At 73.2% G+C, this 18,169-nt stretch carries 17 protein-coding genes; 3 read left to right on the forward strand and 14 right to left on the reverse strand.

All coding sequences use genetic code 11. The features are described 5' to 3' along the window. The coding region (smc, locus tag N865_RS18085; protein ID WP_034809012.1) for a chromosome segregation protein SMC at positions 1–2,306 on the reverse strand (2,306 nt) is incomplete at its 3' end. Positions 2,307–2,415: 109 nt separating this feature from the next. Between smc and N865_RS18090 the strand changes: the two genes are divergently transcribed. Continuing rightward, positions 2,416–3,048 carry an MSMEG_1061 family FMN-dependent PPOX-type flavoprotein gene (locus N865_RS18090; protein ID WP_034809015.1) on the forward strand — a complete coding sequence of 211 codons (633 nt, stop codon included), beginning with the start codon at positions 2,416–2,418 and terminating at the stop codon, positions 3,046–3,048. 21 nt (positions 3,049–3,069) lie between these two features. Here the strand turns inward: N865_RS18090 and N865_RS18095 are convergent, their stop codons facing one another. After that, on the reverse strand, positions 3,070–3,375 hold the full coding sequence (locus N865_RS18095) for a chorismate mutase (RefSeq protein ID WP_245603835.1): 306 nt from the start codon (positions 3,373–3,375) through the stop codon (positions 3,070–3,072). 19 nt (positions 3,376–3,394) lie between these two features. Continuing rightward, the gene (locus N865_RS18100) at positions 3,395–3,715 is read right to left on the reverse strand and encodes an acylphosphatase (protein WP_034809017.1); all 321 of its coding nucleotides are present in this window, start codon (positions 3,713–3,715) and stop codon (positions 3,395–3,397) included. Positions 3,716–3,824: 109 nt separating this feature from the next. Between N865_RS18100 and N865_RS18105 the strand changes: the two genes are divergently transcribed. Beyond that, a complete protein-coding gene (locus tag N865_RS18105; protein ID WP_051510977.1) occupies positions 3,825–5,798 on the forward strand; it encodes an acyltransferase family protein in 1,974 nt (657 codons plus the stop codon). Between the two features lie 12 nt (positions 5,799–5,810). On the opposite strand, the gene N865_RS18110 is transcribed toward N865_RS18105, so the two are convergent. The 4 genes from N865_RS18110 to N865_RS18125 all read right to left on the reverse strand — a co-directional run bounded on the left by N865_RS18110 (position 5,811) and on the right by N865_RS18125 (position 11,029). Continuing rightward, on the reverse strand, positions 5,811–7,730 hold the full coding sequence (locus tag N865_RS18110; RefSeq protein ID WP_034809019.1) for a M3 family metallopeptidase: 1,920 nt from the start codon (positions 7,728–7,730) through the stop codon (positions 5,811–5,813). A 42-nt stretch (positions 7,731–7,772) separates the two neighbouring features. Then, a complete protein-coding gene (locus N865_RS18115) occupies positions 7,773–9,062 on the reverse strand; it encodes a hydroxyacid-oxoacid transhydrogenase (protein ID WP_034809020.1) in 1,290 nt (429 codons plus the stop codon). A 65-nt stretch (positions 9,063–9,127) separates the two neighbouring features. Then, on the reverse strand, positions 9,128–10,054 hold the full coding sequence (locus N865_RS18120) for an alpha/beta hydrolase (RefSeq protein WP_051510981.1): 927 nt from the start codon (positions 10,052–10,054) through the stop codon (positions 9,128–9,130). Between the two features lie 108 nt (positions 10,055–10,162). Continuing rightward, on the reverse strand, positions 10,163–11,029 hold the full coding sequence (locus N865_RS18125) for an aminodeoxychorismate lyase (protein ID WP_084328361.1): 867 nt from the start codon (positions 11,027–11,029) through the stop codon (positions 10,163–10,165). A 42-nt stretch (positions 11,030–11,071) separates the two neighbouring features. Here N865_RS18125 and N865_RS18130 point away from each other — a divergent pair, with 42 nt between their 5' ends. Further along, positions 11,072–12,391 carry an NAD(P)/FAD-dependent oxidoreductase gene (locus tag N865_RS18130; protein ID WP_051510984.1) on the forward strand — a complete coding sequence of 440 codons (1,320 nt, stop codon included), beginning with the start codon at positions 11,072–11,074 and terminating at the stop codon, positions 12,389–12,391. Here N865_RS18130 and mutM read toward each other — a convergent pair. From mutM to N865_RS18160, 7 genes are all read right to left on the reverse strand, one after another. Then, on the reverse strand, positions 12,321–13,184 hold the full coding sequence (mutM, locus tag N865_RS18135; RefSeq protein WP_034809022.1) for a bifunctional DNA-formamidopyrimidine glycosylase/DNA-(apurinic or apyrimidinic site) lyase: 864 nt from the start codon (positions 13,182–13,184) through the stop codon (positions 12,321–12,323). The genes N865_RS18130 and mutM overlap by 71 nt on opposite strands. A gap of 7 nt (positions 13,185–13,191) precedes the next feature. Further along, a complete protein-coding gene (gene rnc, locus N865_RS18140) occupies positions 13,192–13,953 on the reverse strand; it encodes a ribonuclease III (RefSeq protein ID WP_245603836.1) in 762 nt (253 codons plus the stop codon). 8 nt (positions 13,954–13,961) lie between these two features. Further along, positions 13,962–14,156, reverse strand: a complete 195-nt coding sequence (rpmF, locus tag N865_RS22395; protein ID WP_084328362.1) for a 50S ribosomal protein L32 — start codon at positions 14,154–14,156, stop codon at positions 13,962–13,964. A 1-nt stretch (position 14,157) separates the two neighbouring features. Continuing rightward, complete coding sequence (locus tag N865_RS18145; RefSeq protein WP_034809024.1) at positions 14,158–14,733, reverse strand: YceD family protein; 576 nt, start codon at positions 14,731–14,733, stop codon at positions 14,158–14,160. A gap of 93 nt (positions 14,734–14,826) precedes the next feature. After that, complete coding sequence (gene coaD, locus N865_RS18150; RefSeq protein ID WP_084328363.1) at positions 14,827–15,312, reverse strand: pantetheine-phosphate adenylyltransferase; 486 nt, start codon at positions 15,310–15,312, stop codon at positions 14,827–14,829. A gap of 40 nt (positions 15,313–15,352) precedes the next feature. Next, complete coding sequence (gene rsmD, locus N865_RS18155) at positions 15,353–15,934, reverse strand: 16S rRNA (guanine(966)-N(2))-methyltransferase RsmD (RefSeq protein ID WP_034809029.1); 582 nt, start codon at positions 15,932–15,934, stop codon at positions 15,353–15,355. 1 nt (position 15,935) lies between these two features. After that, the gene (locus N865_RS18160; protein WP_034809031.1) at positions 15,936–18,167 is read right to left on the reverse strand and encodes an ATP-dependent DNA helicase RecG; all 2,232 of its coding nucleotides are present in this window, start codon (positions 18,165–18,167) and stop codon (positions 15,936–15,938) included. Between the last annotated feature and the right edge of the window lie 2 nt (positions 18,168–18,169).

Genomic DNA, 18,169 nt, shown 5'->3' on the forward strand with positions numbered 1-18,169 from the left:
CCGCTCGCAGCCTCGAGTCGCTCGAGGAGGGCCTCGTGCTCGGCCTGGTCGGTCTCGAGGGCGGCCCGGGCGTCGGCGATCGCCCGTTCGGTGCGCTCGACCTCGGCGCGGGCGATGCGCAGGGTCTGCCCGAGCGAGCCGAGCTTCTCGGCGATGGCCGACATGCGCGCGTCGCTCTCGTGGAGCCGCTCGAGCGCGGACTCGACGACCTCGTTGATCTCCGCCCGTCGCGCCTCGGCCGCGGCCGCCTCGAAGCGCGCCTGCTCGGCGGCCCGGGTCGCCTCGGCGAGCTGGGCACGGGCGGCATCGTGCGCGGCCTGCAGCTCGATGAGGCTCGGCGCGGAGCTGCTGCCGCCACGGACCGTGCCCGGAGCGAAGACGTCACCGTCGCGGGTCACGGCCGTCACCCCGGGATGCGCGAGGACGAGGGCGCGGGCCGAGGGCGCATCGTCGACGAGGGCGACGCGGTCGAGGACCTGGTCGACGGCCGGGCGCACCGCCGCCGGGCAGTCGACGACGTCGCGGGCCCACCGCGCCCCACCGTCGATCGACGGCCACGAGCCGGGGTCGACGGGCGTGGCCGACTCGGGCACGAGGAGACTCACCTGGCCGCCGTCGTCGGCGCGCAGCGTGTCGATCGCCGCGGACGCGGCCTCGAGGGAAGGCACGGCAAGCGCCTCGGCGGCGTGGCCGAGGGCCGCCGCGACGGCGTTCTCGAGGCCGGGCTCGACGATGACCAGGGAGGCCACCGAGCCGATGATGCCGTGGGCCTCGTCGGCCGCGGCGAGCAGGACGGCCGCGCCGTCCCTGCGGCTCAGGCTGAGCTCGAGCGCCTCGACTCTGGCCGCCGCACCGGTTCGGGCCCGCTCGGCGGTCGACTCCGCATCCTTCCAGCGGGCGAGCTCCGCCTCCGCGTCCTCGAGGCGCGCGGCGGCCTCCTCGTAGGCGGTGTCGAGGTCTTCCTCACCCTCCTCGTCGTGGGCGACGCTCGCCTCGAGGCGGGCGAACTCCCGCTCGGCCTCGGCGGCGCGGGCTGCGGCCTGCTCGGCCGTGGAGCGCAGCCGTCCGATCTCGGCCTCTCGGGCCTCGATCCGGGAGGCCCTGGCGCCGACCTGACCGCCGAGCTTGGCGAGGCCCTCCCGACGGTCCGCGGCGATCCGCGAGGCCCGGGCGATCCGGGAGAGCTCCTCGGCGTGGGCGCGCTCGGCATCGGTGCACGCGAGGACCGCGGCCTCGAGGGCCGCCGTCACCTCGGCGACCTCCTCGAGCAGCTCGCGCTCCTGCTGGCGGACCTGGGCGGCCTGGGCCCGCAGCTGCTCCGGGTCGCGGCTCGAGGCGCCGGCCTCCTCGGCGTCGTCCTGGCTCAGCAGGCGCACGCGCTCGGCCGCGAGGGAGAGGGTGGCCGACATGCGCTCGACGAGCCGGCCCAGGGAGACGTACTCGTCCTGGGCCCGGGTCAGGGCCGGCCGCGCCTGCTCGGCCGCCTCCTCGAGGACCGCGAGGCGCTCCGCCAGGTCGCGCATCGACTCCTCGACCTCGGAGCGGCGCTGGATGAGGGCCGACTCGTCGGCGACCTCCTGCTCGAGCGTCGAGGTCAGCTGGACGAGGTCGTCGGCGAGCAGCCGCAGCCGGGCGTCGCGGGCATCGGTCTGGATGACGGCCGCCTTGCGCGCCGTCTCCGCCTGGCGGCCGAGCGGGCCGAGCTGGCGGCGGATCTCGCCCGTGAGGTCCTGGACCCGGGTGAGGTTGGCCTCCATCGTCTCGAGCTTGCGCAGGGCGCGCTCCTTGCGCTTGCGGTGCTTGAGGACCCCGGCGGCCTCCTCGATGAAGCCGCGACGCTCCTCCGGCGTCGCCCGCAGGACGGTGTCGAGCTGGCCCTGGCCGACGATGACATGCATCTCGCGGCCGATGCCGCTGTCGGAGAGGAGCTCCTGGATGTCGAGCAGACGGCAGGCCGTGCCGTTGATGGCGTAGTCGGACCCGCCGTTGCGGAACATCGTCCGCGCGATCGTCACCTCGGTGTAGTCGATCGGCAGGGCCCCGTCGGTGTTGTCGATCGTCAGCGCGACCTCGGCGCGGCCGAGCGGCGCCCGGCCGGCGGTGCCGGCGAAGATGACGTCCTCCATCTTTCCGCCGCGGAGCGACTTGGCACCCTGCTCCCCCATCACCCAGGCGAGGGCGTCGACGACGTTGGACTTCCCCGAGCCGTTGGGTCCGACGATGCACGTGATGCCCGGTTCGAGACGCAGGTGGGTCGCCGAGGCGAAGGACTTGAAGCCCTTCAGGGTGAGGCTCTTGACGTACACGACCCGAGATTTCCTTTGTCCAGCCAGCGACGATCCCGGCCAGCGTACTAGCCCGCCGCGCGCGGACCGGGGAGGCGAGGGGGCGGGGACGGCGGCATACGCTGGCGCCGTGACCACCACCGACCCGCACATCGTGACCACGCTCGACCGGCTGCTCGAGGTCTACCCGACCGCCCCGACGGGGCCGGCGCTCGCCAAGGAGTCGGCGACGATCACGTCGAGCCAGGCCAGGATCATCGCCGCATCGCCCTTCGTCGTCATCGCGACCGTCGGCGACGGCGGCCTCGACCAGTCGCCGCGGGGCGACCGGCCCGGCTTCGTGGCCGTGCGCGACGAGCGCACCCTGGTCGTCCCCGACCGCCGCGGCAACAACCGCCTCGACACGCTGCGCAACGTCGTCGCCGACCCGCGGATCGGCCTGCTCTTCCTCGTCCCCGGCCACGGCGAGGAGCTGCGGGTGCGCGGCACGGCTGTCGTCTCGACCGACCCCGAGGAGCTCGCGCGTCACGAGGTCAAGGGAACCCTGCCGGCCTCCGTCCTCGTCGTCACCGTCGAGCGCGCCTACTTCCAGTGCGCACGGGCGATCCGGCGCAGCCGCCTCTGGGACGGGGTTCCCGCGGGCCGCGCGGCGTTGCCCACGCCGGGTGAGATGACGCTCGAGGCGGGCGGCTTCGCGTCGGCGGCCGACGCGGCGGAGTACGACGCCGCCCTCGCCGCGCGGCAGGAGGCGACCCTCTACTGACGGCCTCCCGCCGGCAGCCGGCTACTCGTCGCCGGACGCGATCCGCTCGTGGTGGTGGATGACCTCCGCGATGATGAAGCCGAGGAACTTCTCGGCGAAGACGGGGTCGAGCCCGGCGTCGTGGGCGAGGGTGCGCAGACGGGCGATCTGGCGCTCCTCCCGCGCCGGGTCCGCGGGCGGGAGGTGCCACTCGGCCTTGAGCCGGCCGACCTGCTGGGTGCACTTGAAGCGCTCGGCGAGCAGGTGGACGAGCGCGGCGTCGATGTTGTCGATGCTGCTCCGCAGGCGGGAGAGCTCTGCGGGGACCTCGGGCGCGTCGTCAGTCACGGGCGCCAGCCTAGGTCGCTCACCGTTCCGTGAATCCGGCGATTCCGTCCCTCGGGACGTGCTGCTGGACCACGAGGCCCTCGACGTGACCCGGTCGGCGGCTCGTCGAGGGCTGCTCGCGCAGCAGCGTCTCGAGGCGTGCGAGCGCCTCGGGCGACCCCTGCGCCACGACCTCGACCCGCCCGTCGGCCAGGTTGCGCGCATGGCCGACGAGCCCGAGCTCGAGGGCCCGCGCCCGGGTCCACCAGCGGAAGCCCACCCCCTGGACCCGGCCACGGACGAAGATCGCGACCCGCGCGACGTCCCGGGCTGCGGACGACTGGCTCTCCTCACGCTCCACGACCCCACCGTATGCCGCGTGCCTCCACCACGTGCGCCACGCCCGTCCCTATGCTCACAGGAGGGCACGGCAGTGACCTCCCACGCTGCCGGCGGCAGGAGGGAGCGACGTGACGACGTCGGTGCAGACCCCCATCGGCAACGCCGACCGCCGCCCTGCCATGCGCTCGCGTGGCCGCCGCCCGCCCCGCATCGAGGGGCTCGACGGCATCCGCGCCCTGGCGATCGTCGCCGTCCTCGTCTTCCATCTCAACGCCCCCTGGCTGCCCGGAGGCTTCCTCGGCGTCGACGTGTTCTTCGTCGTCTCGGGGTTCCTCATCACGACCCTCCTCGTTCGCGAGCACGAGAGCACCGGACGCATCGCGTTCGGGGCGTTCTGGGCCCGCCGGGCCCGACGCCTGCTGCCCGCCCTCGTCCTCTGCGTCACGGCGAGCGTCCTCATCGCCCGCCTCGTCAGCGGTGACCTGCTCGTCCACGTCGGGCGCCAGATCGCCGGCGCGCTGACCTTCTCGACGAACTGGGTCGAGATCGCGGCCGGGTCGAGCTACTTCGACGAGACGGCCCCGCAGCTGTTCATGAACTTCTGGTCGCTCGCGGTCGAGGAGCAGTTCTACCTCCTCTGGCCGCTGACCGTCCTCCTGCTGGTCCGCCTCGCGCCGGGGCGCGCCCGGGTCGGGTTCGCGGCCGCGCTCGCCGCCCTGTCGACGGTCCTCATGGCGGTCCTCTACTCCCCCGGTGCCGACGGGACGCGCGTCTACTACGGGACCGACACCCACCTCATGGGCCTCATGGTCGGTGCCGCGCTCGCGTTCGCCTGGGCATCCCCGGCCCTGGCCCCGCGGATCGTCCCCTCGGGCTGGGGGCGCGTCGGCCTGTATGCCGTCCCGCTGGCAGGGGCGGTCCTGCTCGCGGAGCTGCTCCTCCTCGACGACGAGCACACCGCGACGTTCCGCGGCGGCATCTTCGTCGCCTCCGTCGCCGCCGGCGTCCTCGTCCTCGGAGTCCTCGACCGGCACCCGGGCGGCCCGACGGCCTGGCAGCGGATCGCCGACCACCGCGTCGCGACCTGGGTCGGCACCCGCTCCTACTCCATCTACCTCTGGCACTGGCCGGTCATCCTCCTCGTCGCCCACGACAACCCCTCGGCGCCGGGCACGACGAGCCACCTCCTCACGCGCCTGTGGTGCGTCGTCGTCACGGTGGCGCTCGCCGACCTGACCTACCGCGCCGTCGAGACGCCGTTCCGCCGCCACGGCTTCGGTGGGGTGGCCCGCCACGTGGGACGCACCGTGATCGGCTGGTCGCGCCGGTCCCGCCAGGTCCTCGCGGCCGGTCTGGCCACGCTGGCCGTCGTCACGACCGTCATCGTGCTGACGGCGCCCGACCAGTCGGAGACGGCCCGGATGCTCGAGGCCAACGAGGCGGCGGCCGAGGCCGGCGCCGCGGCCCCGACGCTGGCGCCGACGTCGACATCGATGTCGACCGGGCCGGGCTCGGCCACGCCGTCCGCCGCGGCCGCCCCCACGACCCTGGCTTCGGGCGTGGCGAACGCGAGCTTCACCATGCCGAAGGGACCCGAGATCGACGCCTACGGCGACTCGATCATGGTCGGCAGCGTCCACGCGCTCGCCTACTACTTCCCCGGGATCCGGATGGACGCCAAGTCCAACCGGCGCTGGTCCGACGGCCTCGCCGCGATCCGGGCCCGCGGCGACGGCAACCGCCGTGCGGTCGTCCTCGCCTTCGGGACCAACGCCGGCGTCGACGAGCCGGAGGTCGAGAAGGTCCTCGACCTGCTCGGGCCCGGTCGGATGGTCGTCCTCGTCAACCTCATGGGCCCGTTCTCCCGCGTCGACACCGACAACGCCACGCTCGACCTCATCGCGAGGACGCGTCCCAACGTCATCGTCGCCGACTGGGCGAGCGCCGTCCGTGACCACCCGGAGCAGCTGCAGGCCGACCGGATCCACCCGAGCCTCAAGGGGTCCCACCTGTTCGCCAAGACGGTCCGTCAGGCGCTCGCCACCCTCTCGGAGCGGCATACGGGCACCAAGGTCGTGCTCAAGGACCTGCCCATCCCGTGACCGGTGCCGCGGTCACTCGGCGAGCCAGGCGGCGTACGCGTCGAAGGTGTAGGGCCGGCCGAGGAAGTCCTCGACGAGGTCGGCCGCGTCGCGGCTGCCGCCCCTCGCGAGGACCTTGTCGCGGTAGGCGCCCGCGATCTCGGGGTCGAACAGGTCCTCCCGGTCGAACGCGGAGAACATGTCCTTGGCGATGACGAGCGACCACATGTACGTGTAGTACGCCGAGCTGTAGCCGTCGAGATGGCCGAAGGCGCAGTGCATGTGGGTGCCGTCGAGGTAGGGGAAGACCGAGTAGCGCGCCATGAGCTCGCGCAGGCGCGCCGTCAGGTCGTCGGTGTCGCGGGTGTGGAAGTCGTAGGACATCGCCGCGTAGAACATCTGTGTGCGCGCGTCGTACCCCTTGCCGAAGTCGTCGGCGCGGCGCATCGCGTGGACGAGCTCGGCCGGGATCGTCTCGCCGTCGGCGTTGCGCGCGAACGTCGCGAGGACGTCGGCGTCCCAGGCCCACTCCTCGAGCATCTGGCTCGGTGCCTCGACGAAGTCCCACTCCGTGGCGACCCCGGAGAAGCGCACCCACTCCTGCTGGCCGGCGAGGACGTGGTGGACGAGGTGCCCGAACTCGTGGAAGAGCGTGACGACCTCGTCGTGCTCGAGGAGCCCACGGTTGAAGTTGCAGACGAGGACGCCCTCGGGGAGCTGGACGCCGGCGACGCCGCGGACGAGGTCGAACTGGGCGGCGTGCTTGTACTTCCCGTCGCGCGGGTGCAGGTCGAGGTGGATCCGGCCGATCCGCTCGCCCCCGAAGGACACGTCGTAGGACGCGACCTCCTCGTGCCACGTGCCCGCGTCGGGCACGGGCGCCCACTCGAGCCCGAAGAGCCGGCCGGTCACGTCGAGCAGGCCCTGGCGGACCGCCTCGAACGGGAAATAGGTGCGGACCCGCTGCGCGTCGACGGCGAGCTGCTCCTTGCGGACGAGCTCGGCGTAGTAGGCCATGTCGGCGCCGTCGATGTCGGTGGCGTCGGGACGGTCCTGGCGGAGCCGCTCGACGAGGACGCCCTTGTCGCGCAGGGCGCTCTCGGCCGCGAGCTCGGTGATCCGGTCGATGAACTCGCCGATGGCGGAGCCCGTACCGATCATCTTGACCTCGGCGTCGTAGTCGGCCCACGTGGCGTAGCCGAGGAGCTCGGCGTGCTCGCGGCGCACGGCGAAGAGCTCACGCAGCACGGTGTCGTTGTCGGGCCACGCGATGGTGAGGAACTGCGTCACGAGCGCCCGACGGGCCTCGGCGTCGTGGGCGAAGGTCCGGAAGGGGACGACGTCGGGGTAGTCGGTCGTCACGGTGACGAGCCCCTCGTCGTCGACCGGGTGGGCGTCGATCCAGTCCTGGGGCATGCCGGCGAGCTGCTCCGGCCGCAGCCGGACGCTGCGGACGCCCTCGCGGATGTTCTTGCCGAAGTCCTGGCTGAGCAGCAGTGCACGCTCGCTCAACGCGCGGAGCCGCTCGCGGGTCGCCTCGTCGCGGTCGACGCCCGAACGCCTGAAGTCGCGCAGGGTGCGCTCGAGGACCCGGGCCGCGTCGGCATCGAGGCCGGACCCGTCGAGACCCGCGAAGACGGCATACAGCTCGGTGTCGAGGCCGAGGTCGGTGTCGAGCTTCTGGACGGCCTGCATGAGCTCGTCGGCGCGGTCGCGCACCGCCTTGTCGGGGTGGACCTCCGAGAAGAAGGAACCGACCGAGGCGGCGTTCGACAGCGCGACCTGCGCGTCGTTCCACACGCGAAGGACCTCGAGGGGCTCGGCCGGCGGGTCGGACTTCAGCCCGTCGACGAGCTCGCGCGTGCGCGCGAGCTGCTCGTCGGCGCGGGTCCCGACCCAGTCGAGCCAGTCGGTCGGGGCGGGCAGGGGCAGCGGGGTCGGCGCAGTCGTCACTGCGGCACTGTATGCCGCTCGGCGGGGCGGTGTGCCAGTTCTTTACTCCCAGAGCCGGATCGAACGCTCGAAGATCGCGGCGAGGTCGTCGGCACGAACCGGCTTCGGGCAGGTCGCGAGGAGGCGCTGCTGCTTCAGGGCGCCGTCGACCAACCCGTCGATGTCCGACGCGTCGTAGCCGACCCCGCCGATGCCGTCGGGCAGGCCGATGTCGCGCATGAGGTCACACAGGACCCTCGGGAGCAGGGCGGCCGGGTCGGCGCCGGGCTCGGCCGTGGGGTCGAGGAAGCGGGCGGCCGCGAGGTGCCGCTCGGGCGAGGCGTCGAACGTCCACCGGAACGCCTCGGGAGCGGTCAACGCGACGGCCATCCCGTGCGGCACCATCGGCTCGTCCTGGGGGTAGCCCTCGGGGTGGAAGTCCTTGACGCGCCCGGCGATCGGGTAGGCGTTGGCGTGCGGGACATGGACACCGGCGTTGCCGAACCCGAGCCCCGCGAAGGTCGCCGCGAGCGCCATGTCGCCTCGGGCCGTCTCGTCGGAGCCGTCGCGGACGGCGGTGCGGAACGCGCCGGAGAGGAGGCGCATCGCCCGCTCGGACCACATGTCGGAGATCGGGTTGGCGCCGCAGTAGGGCACGCGCTGCTCGGGCGCCTTGCGCTCGTAGGACGTGTACGGGCGCGCCGTCCAGCTCTCGAGGGCGTGGCAGAGGATGTCCATCCCCGCGCTCGCCGTGACGCCGGGCGGCTGGGTCATCGTGAGCCGGGGGTCGACGACGGCGAGGACCGGGCGGAGCCGGACATGGCTGATGCCGGTCTTGACCTGGAGCGAGAGCACGTCGAGGACGCAGATCGTCGTGCTCTCGGCGCCGGTGCCCGTCGTCGTCGGCACCGCGACGAGCGGGGCGAGCGGGCTAGCCGGCGCCCGGCCGGCGCCGACGGGCACGTTGACGTAGTCCATCAGCTCGCCCGGGTTGGTCAGGAGGAGGTCGACCGCCTTGGCCGTGTCGATGGCCGAGCCGCCGCCGACGGCGACGAACGCGTCGAAGGGGCCCGCCGCCCGGGCCCGCTCGACGGCCGTGGCGATGCTCGCATCGGTCGGCTCGACGTGGGCAGAGTCGTGGACGACCGCCTCGATGCCGTATGCCGTCATCCGCTCGGCCACGCGGTCCGGCGCCCCCGTCGCGGCCACGCCTGGGTCGGTCACCACGAGGACCCGTCGTGCGCCGAGGAGCGAGAGGTCGAAGCCGATCTCGTCGGATGAGCCGGGGCCGAACTTGAGCGCCGGCGCGCCGTAGGTGAAGACGGACTCCGGACCATCGGGCACGTGGCTCATCGGGGCTCCTCCTCGAGCGTCGGTCGCGCCATTCTCGCAGGCGACGGACCCACCGTCGGGCCGGCTCAGGGCAGGACCGGCTCGGTGGCGCTGTCCGTCGGCGCTGGGACGTGGACCCTGGCGCCCTCGCCGATGGCGATCTGCGCGATGGCCCGGAGTGACCCTGTGCCGGCGACGAGGTAGCCGTTGTGGCCGCGAGCGCCGTCGACGGGCAGCGCCTTCGCCCCGAACTCCGGTGCGGTCGGGTCGGCCGCGTGGCCGTACCCGTCGATCCGGCTGTGGGGGACGACGCCGATGGGGTCACCGGGTGCGATCCCGGCCCAGACCGTGGCGGAGGTGTGCAGGCCTGCTCGCGACCACACGTCCATCCCGGGCGACCCCACGACGACGAGGGAGGAGACGTCCAGGTGCGGCGCGGCGTGCGCGCAGACGACGGACCCGTAGCTGTGGCACACGACGCTGACGGTCGCGGTGTGGGGCAGCCCGTCGACGAAGGCGGCGAGCCGGGGAGCGCCGGCGACCGCCCGGTCGGAGCGCGCCGCGTCGGGACCGAGACCCTCCGGCGGGTCGTAGTCGAGCCAGACGACGACGGCTGCCGGGACCCCGGGCGCGAGTCGCTCCATCTCGGCGAGGAGGCTGCGGGCCTGGACGGCGGGGTGCCGTCGCCCGGCGTCGCGCTCGTCGCTGAGCAGGGGGCCGGTCCATCCCACCCCGGGCACGATCACCGCGATGGTGCGGGCCCGGTGGATGTCCCCGAAGGCCTCGACGAGGCGCCCCTGGCCATGGTGGTCGACGCTGAGTACCGTGGCGGCCGGCCCCGGGACACTGACCGGGGTCCCGTCGCTGATGGACTGTCCGACAGCCGGCGCCGCCCCGATGACCAGCGCCGCGACCGTCGCTGCTCCGAGCGCCAGCCGGTCACGCAGGTGCGCCCGTGAGGGCCGCCCGGCCGGCCTGTGGCGTCGACGAGGACGCTGGGGTCGTCGGTCCACTCGGAATCCCTCTCCTCGGTCGGGCACAAACGTCAAGCAGTGTGCGCGAGAAGTCTGTGAGCCGGATGCGAGGACGGTTCGGTCAGGGGGTCCCGTGGTGCGGGCCGTTCAGAACCCGGCCCAGCCCGCGACGCGCGCGGCCAGGCCCGGCGCCGTGGTGAGGGGGCGGCCGTCGAGAGCCGTGACGAGGGCGGGGCCGCGACCTGACGACACGAGCCAGACGCCGTCGGCCGTGTGGAGGTCCGCGACGGGGACGAGCTCGTAGCGGGTCTCGAGGCCGTCGGCCCGGGCCGCCTCGAAGATCGCCGCCACCGTGACCGACTCGAGGATGCCGGTCCCCCCGGTCGGGGTGCTGAGGAGGGCTCCACCGCGGGCGACGAGGAGCCCGGAGGTGGGGCCGTCGAGGGCGTAGCCGTCGGTCGTCGTGAAGATGACGTCATCGGCTCCCCTCGACCTCGCCTCGCGCTGCGCCGCGACGTTGACGACGTAGGACAGGGTCTTGATCCCGCCGAGGAGCCATGGCGCGTCGGTGAAGGCGTCAGACGGGTGCCCGCGCGTCAGGGTGACGGCGGTGATGGCTCGCGGGCTCCCCGCGACGGCCGAGGGACCTCGATGGGTGATCGTCACCATCGCGGTCGGTCCACCCCCGCGCCACTCGCGGCCCCGGGTCAGGACCAGCTTGAGAACCGCCTCGCCGGGCGTGGACCACTGGCTGAGGGCCTCCTCGACGAGCCGGGTCCACTCCAGCAGGTGCGGCATGTCGATCGCCATGGCTCGGGCGGACCGGCCGAGCCGGTGGAGGTGGTCGTCGAGGTCGACGACCAGTGGCACGCCGGCCAGGTCGGTCACGACCCGGGCGGAGTCGAAGCAGCCGTCGCCCCGGGTCAGGCCCAGGTCGTCCGCGGTGACCACGGCCTGGTCAGGGTCCACGAGGCCGCGCCCGAGGACCGCGACGACGTGAGGGATCTCGCTCATGGGCCCCAGACTGCCATCGACCGCTCGCCTAGGCTGGCCGGCATGGCGCGCACGCACCCAGGGACCATCGTCGTCGGAGCCGGGCAGGCCGGCCTGTCGCTCGCGACCCGGCTGCGCGAGCTCGGCGACACGGACCCGGTCGTCCTCGTCGGGGACGAGGACACGCCCCCCTACGAGCGGCCGCCGCTGTCGAAGGGCTACCTCCGGGGCGAGGTCGCGCGCGAGACGCTCGTCCTGCGCGATCGCGAATGGCTCGCGGAGCACGGCATTGAGCTCGTCACCGGCGACGCCGTCACCTCCGTCGAGCGCCGAGTCGACGGAGGCACAGGAGGCACAGGAGGCATCGCGCGGCTCGCGTCGGGACGGGCGATCGAGTTCGCCCGCCTCGCCCTGACGACGGGGGCGGTGAGCCGGGCCCTCGACCTCCCGGGCGCCGGCCTCCTCGGCGTGCACTGCCTGCGGACGCTCGACGACGCGGACGCGCTGGCTGCGCGTCTCGGGCCGGCGCGCGAGGTCGTCGTGATCGGCGGCGGCTTCATCGGTCTCGAGGTGGCGGCCGGCGCCCGGGCCGTGGGCAAGTCCGTGACGGTCGTCGAGGTCGCCGGGCGCCTCCTCCCCCGGGCCATCACGCCGATGCTCTCGGACGTCTACCTCGCGGCGCACACCCGACGCGGCACCCGGATCCTGCTCGGGACCGAGGCGGTCGCCCTCCACGGCGATGAGGGCGGAGCCGTCCGCGCCGTCGAGCTGGCCGACGGCACCCTGCTCTCAGCCGACCTCGTCGTCGTCGGCGTCGGCGCCGTCCCCCGGACGGACCTCGCCCTCTCGCTCGGTCTCGAGGTCAGCGCCGCTGGCATCGTCGTCGACGAGCACGCCCTCGCCTCGGACGGCCGGACCGTGGCCGCGGGCGACTGCGCCGTGGGCCCCAACCCCTTCTTCCGGGGGCGTCCGGGTCCGACCCGCCTCGAGAGCGTCCCGCACGCGACGGACCAGGCACGCACGGCCGCGGAGACCCTGCTCGGGCACCCGGCGGCATACGACACGGTGCCGTGGTTCTGGTCCGACCAGGCAGACCTGCGCCTGCAGATCGCCGGGCTCGTCGCCGATGCCGACCTCACCGTCCGCCGGGGCGGCGCCGACCCCGAGACGATGACCCTGCTCAGCTACCGGGACGGCCTGCTCGTCGGCGGCGAGTGCCTCGGCAGCCCGCACGACTACATCGCCATCAAGCGAGGCCTCGAGAAGGGCCTGACGATCGACCCTGCGGCGGCCGAGGACCCGACGGTCCCCCTCAAGCGTCTGCTGCGCGCCGTCGAGGACGGGGCTGGCACACCGGGCACGAGAACGACGAACGGTTCATGAACTGCTCGCGGCGCATCAGGGTTCCGCACCGGTCGCAGGGGGTCCCGGCCCGGCCGTAGGCGTGCAGGGACCGGTCGAAGTAGCCGCTCGCGCCGTTGACGTTGACGTAGAGCGCGTCGAAGCTCGTCCCACCCTGGCCCAGGGCCTCGGCCATGACCTCCCGGGCGTGGCCCAGGATGCGCGTCAGGGCGGGTCTGGACAGCTGCGAGCAGAGCCGCTCGCCGTGGACCTTGGCCCGCCAGAGCGCCTCGTCGGCGTAGATGTTGCCGATCCCGGAGACGAGCGTCTGGTCGAGCAGGGCGCGCTTGACGGCGCTGTCGCGGGCCTTCATCCGGGCCACGACACGCGGTCCGTCGAACGCCGCCTCGAACGGATCCGGAGCGATGTGGGCGACCGCCTGCGGGATCCCGTCGTCCCCGAGGGGCGAGTGGGCGAGGCCACCGAAGGTCCGCTGGTCGACGAACCGGAGCTGCGGGTCCCCGTCGCCGAAGTCGAAGCGGGCGTGGCAGTGCTTCTCGAGCGGTGCGTCCGCGGGCTCGACGAGCATCTGCCCGCTCATGCCGAGATGGACGATGAGCGCGTCCTCGCCGTCGAGGACGAGCCAGAGGTACTTGCCGCGGCGTGAGGCCGCCGTCACGGTCACGCCCTCGAGGCGTGCCGCGAGGTCGTCGGGCCCGGCGACGTGGCGCCGGGCGACCCGGGCACCGGTGATCCGGACCCGCTCGATGTGACGACCGACGACGTGCTCGGCGAGGCCACGGCGGACGACCTCGACCTCGGGAAGCTCCGGCACGGTCGCCTCAGTCGGCGGCCGGGGCGGCGCCGGGGGTGCCGCGGCCCTCGAGGGCCTGCCACGCCTGCTTGGCGGCCTTCTGCTCGGCCTCCTTCTTGCTCCGGCCGTGGCCCTCACCGAGGACCTCCGCGCCCACGACGACGCGGGCGTGGAACTCCTTCTCGTGGTCGGGCCCCTGCTCCTCGACGCGGTAGTCGGGCGAGCCGAGGGCGTGCCCGGCGGCCATCTCCTGCAGGCTCGTCTTCCAGTCGAGGCCGGCCCCGAGGGTCGCCGCCTCCTCGATGAGCGGGTCGAAGTGGTGGTGGACGAAGTCCGCGGCGCGCTCGATGCCCGCCGAGAGGAACACCGTGCCGATCAGCGCCTCCATCGTGTCGGCGAGGATCGAGGCCTTGTCGCGGCCACCGGTCGCCTCCTCGCCCTTGCCGAGCATGACGAACTCGCCGAGGTCGAAGGTGCGGGCGACGTCGGCGAGGGCGCGCATGTTGACGACGGCGGCGCGCAGCTTGGCCAGTTGCCCCTCGGCCAGGTCGGGGTGCTCGCGGTAGAGCGTCTCGGTGACGACGAGCCCGAGGACGGAGTCGCCGAGGAACTCGAGACGCTCGTTGTTGGGCAGGCCGCCGTTCTCATAGGCGTACGAGCGGTGCGTCAGGGCACGCAGAAGCAGCGGCTCGTCGATGTCCTGGCCAACCACCTCGTGGAGGTGGGAGATCAGGGCATCGACGGGCCGCTGCGGCACCGCCGGAACACCCTGGGTGTCAGGGTTGTCCACGGCGGTGGTCAGGCCTGGTGCTCGGTGCGCTCTGCGGCGGCGTAGTGACGGCCCTTGTAGCTGCCGCAGGACGGGCAGGCGATGTGCGGCTGAGCCGCGGCACCGCACTGGGGGCACGTGGTGAGCGTGGTCGGCGTAGCCTTCCAGTTCGCGCGACGCGAACGGGTGTTGGATCGCGACGTCTTCCGCTTCGGGACAGCCACGTCAGTTCCTCTTCTCTTGCGGGTCCTCGCTCAGCAGTCCGCTGAGCGACGACCACCGTGGGTCGATCACTTCATGGTGGTGGTCCGGGTCTTCTGCGAGGTGCATCCCACACTCGGAACACAGCCCCGGGCAGTCCTCCCGGCACACCGGCTGGAACGGCAACGTCGGCACGACGGCGTCCCTGAGCACGGGCTCGAGGTCGATCAGGTCGCCCACGAGCTCATGCACCTCGTCCTCATCCGAGTCGGCTCCCACCTCGTGGTGGTGCGCCGCCCGATCGGCGTAGGCGAACAGCTCCTGGAAGGTCCCCTCGACCGGGAGGTCGACGGGATCCAGGCACCGCACGCAGGCGCCGTTCGCCGTGCCGCTGACCGAGCCCGTGACGAGGACCCCTTCGACGACGGACTCGAGTCGCACGTCGACCTCGACCGGGGAGCCGGCCTTGATCGCGATGACATCGGTGCCGAGGTCGTCGGGGAACGTCACCTCGCGGTGGAGCTCCAGCATCGTCCCGGGTCGCCGAACGAGCTCCCGGGTGTCGAGCACCAGGGGTGAACGGGGATCGGGGCGGTCCATGACTCCTGCGCAGGGTTGAGGGCTCGGTCCGCGCCAAGACGGACGTGGACCGACGTCCAAGGCTACCGGAGGGCCCGCGTGGGCCCAAATCAGCTAGAGCCGGGCACGAAGGGCAGCGAGGACGACGTCGGGGACGAGCCCGGCGACGTCGCCACCGTAACGGACGACCTCCTTGATGAGGGAGCTCGAGACGTGCTGGAGGGTCGGGTCGGAGGCGAGGAAGAGGGTCTCGACCCCCGTGAGGTGGTGGTTCATGTGGGCCATCGGCAGCTCGTAGGCGAAGTCGGTGCCTCCGCGCAGCCCCTTGACCATCGCCACGGCTCCCACGTCGCGGCAGACGTCGGCGACGAGTCGGTCGGCCCATGCCCCGATCCGGATGTTGGGCAGGTGCCCGACAGACTGGCGCACGAGGTCGAGGCGCTCCTCGATCGTGAACGTGCCTTGCTTCACAGGGTTGTGCAGGATCGCGACGACGACCTCGTCGAAGAGCCCGGAGGCGCGCGTGATCACGTCGACGTGGCCGTTGGTCACGGGGTCGTAGGAGCCCGGGCAGACACACCGGCGCACAGGGGTCGTCACGGCCCAAACCTAGCCGCTGGCCGTGCGCGGCGCCCAAACCCTAGGCCACGACCTCGCGCGGCGTCGGCTCGGCGAACCACATCGTCGTCTCGCCGTAGCGCTTCTCCCCCGACAGCTCGAGGCCCTCGGGCCACGTCGGCTGCGGCGAGCGGGTCGAGCGCTCGACGACGACGAAGGCCTCGGGCGCGAGCCAGTCGCGGTCGACCAGGGCGGCCAGGACCCCGGCGAGCGCCTCCTCGGAGACGTCGTACGGCGGGTCGAGCAGGACGAGGTCCATGGGTATGCCGCCGGGCGGGCCTGCGGCCAGCGCGCGCTCGACCGTCTCGGTGAGCACGCGCACGTCGGGGACTCCCACGAGGGCGATGTTGGCGCGGATGACCTTCGTCGCCGCCCGGTGGGACTCGACGAGCAGGACGGAGGCGGCTCCCCGGCTCGCGGCCTCGAGACCCAGGGCTCCCGAGCCCGCGTACAGGTCGAGGACGTGCGTCCCGTGGAGGAGCTCCCGATGCTCGAGGCGGCTGAAGAGCGCCTCGCGGACCCGGTCGGAGGTGGGACGGGTCGACGACCCGGGCGGGGTCTGGAGGCGTCGTCCCCCGGCCACGCCGCTGATGATCCGTGTCATGTCAGCCTCGCTCCAGGTAGGCGGCCTGCTCTTCGTCGAGCCGCATCGCGACCGCGGCCGCCAGGGCCGGGTGGCCGCGGAGGTCGGGGTCGGCCGCCACGATCGCGAAGGCGTCCTCGCGCGCGTCGGCGATGATCTGCTCGTCCTCGCGCCGGCCGAGGCGCAGGTGGCGCACGGAGTTGCTGCGACCGCTCTGCCGGGCGCCGAGGACGTCGCCCTCGCGGCGGAAGAGCAGGTCGGCGCGGGCGAGCTCGAAGCCGTCGGTGGTCGCCGCCACCTCGGCGAGGCGCTCCGCGGCCCGGTCGCCGGCGCCGGCGGTCATGAGCAGGCACAGACCCGGCGCCGAGCCGCGTCCGATCCGGCCGCGGAGCTGGTGGAGCTGCGAGATGCCGAAGCGGTCGGCATCGACCACGACCATGACGGTGGCGTTGGGGACGTCGACACCGACCTCGATGACCGTCGTCGCGACGAGGACGTCGATCTCACCGGCGCCGAAGGCGCGCATCGTCGCCTCCTTGGTGTCGGCGTCGAGGCGGCCGTGAAGGACCTCGATGCGCACCCCGGCGAGGGCTGGGTTGGCGCGCAGCTGGTTGAGCATCGTGTAGACACCGGTCAGCTCGCGCGGCGGCCCCTCCTCCTCGGCGACGTCCCAGTCGCCGGCCTCCTCGTCGGAGGAGTCGGACGACAGCGGCGCGCCCGGGCCGTCGTTCTGACCGGCGTCGCTGTCGCCGATCCGAGGGCAGACGACGTAGGCCTGGTGTCCGGAGGCGACCTCCTCCGCGACGCGTTGCCACGTGCGCTCGACCCAGCCGGGCCGGTCGGCGTCGACGACGTGGGTCGTGATCGGCGAGCGCCCCCGAGGGAGCTCGCTCAGGGTCGAGGTCTCCATGTCGCCGAACACCGTCATCGCGACCGTGCGCGGGATCGGGGTGGCCGTCATGACGAGGACGTGTGGCGGCCGGACCCCCTTCTCGCGCAGGGCGTCGCGCTGCTCGACGCCGAACCGGTGCTGCTCGTCGACGACGACGAGCGCGAGGTCGGCGAACTGGACGTGCTTCTGAATGAGGGCGTGCGTGCCGACGACGATTCCGGCCTCGCCCGACGCGGCGTCGAGCAGGGACCGCTTGCGGGTGGGCGCGCTCTGGCTGCCGGTGAGCAGGACGACCTTCGTGCCGATGTCGGCGCCGCCGAGCATCCCTCCCTCGGCGAGGTCGCCGAGCATCGTCGTGATCGACCGGTGGTGCTGGGCGGCGAGCACCTCGGTCGGGGCGAGGAGTGCGGCCTGCCCACCGGCGTCGATGGCGGCCAGCATGGCGCGGAGGGCGACGACGGTCTTGCCCGAGCCGACCTCACCCTGGAGCAGCCGGTTCATGGGCCGGTCGCGGGCGAGCTCGTCCGTGAGCACGGCGCCCACCTCGCGTTGGCCGGCGGTCAGCTCGAACGGCAGTCGTGCGTCGAATGCGGCGAGGAGGCCACCGGGTCGCGGCAGGCGGGGCGTGGCGAGCTCGGCCTCGGTGGCGCTGCGACGCTGCGCGAGGATCGTCTGGAGCACGAACGCCTCGTCGTACTTGAGCCGGGTGAGCCCTCGGCCCGGCTCCTCGTCGACCCGCGGACGGTGGACGAGCTCGTATGCCGCGGTGCGGCCGAGCAGGCCGCGGCGCCCGCGGACCTCGTCGGGGACGGGCTCCCGGATCCGTTCGACGGAGTCGAGGGCCACCTGGACCATCGTGCGGATGCGGAAGGAGTAGATCTTCCCGGTGGCGGAGTACACCGGGATGAGGTGGGTCTGGTAGTGCTCGACCGCGGCGTCGACCTCGCGGTCGCTCTCGAAGAGCTCGTAGTCGGGATGCGTGAGCTGCAGGCGCCGGCCGTAGGCGCCGACGGTGCCCGCGAAGAAGCCCCGCGCGCCGGGACGGAGCTTGCCCTCGTGGCCGTAGGCGCTGAAGAAGGTGAGGTCGAGCTCGTTGCCCCGCTCGTCGCCGAGCACGACCGTCAGCATCTTCCCCCTGCGGTTGCGCATCGCCCGCGAGGACGCCTTGAGGACCTCGGCGACGACCATGACGTCCTCGCCCGGGCGCAGCTGGGACAGGTCGGTGGTCTGCCCGGGCTGGAGGTAGCGGCGGGGCACGAACTCGAAGAGGTCACCGACGGTGCGCAGCCCCTTCGTGCGCCCGAGCTGTTCCGCGTCGGACTTCTTGACGAGCTTGGTGAGCGGCGAGTCCTCGGTCAGCACGG

The organism is Intrasporangium oryzae NRRL B-24470 (assembly GCF_000576595.1).
Taxonomy (GTDB): domain Bacteria; phylum Actinomycetota; class Actinomycetes; order Actinomycetales; family Dermatophilaceae; genus Intrasporangium_C; species Intrasporangium_C oryzae.

Coding starts and splice junctions, on each gene's coding strand:
- N865_RS18115 (WP_034809020.1), bottom strand. CDS start 9,062: ATGAGCCACGTGCCCGATGGTCCGGAGTCCGTCTTCACCTACGGCGCG.
- N865_RS18125 (WP_084328361.1), bottom strand. CDS start 11,029: ATGAGCGAGATCCCTCACGTCGTCGCGGTCCTCGGGCGCGGCCTCGTG.
- N865_RS18130 (WP_051510984.1), top strand. CDS start 11,072: ATGGCGCGCACGCACCCAGGGACCATCGTCGTCGGAGCCGGGCAGGCC.
- N865_RS18145 (WP_034809024.1), bottom strand. CDS start 14,733: ATGGACCGCCCCGATCCCCGTTCACCCCTGGTGCTCGACACCCGGGAG.
- rsmD (WP_034809029.1), bottom strand. CDS start 15,934: ATGACACGGATCATCAGCGGCGTGGCCGGGGGACGACGCCTCCAGACC.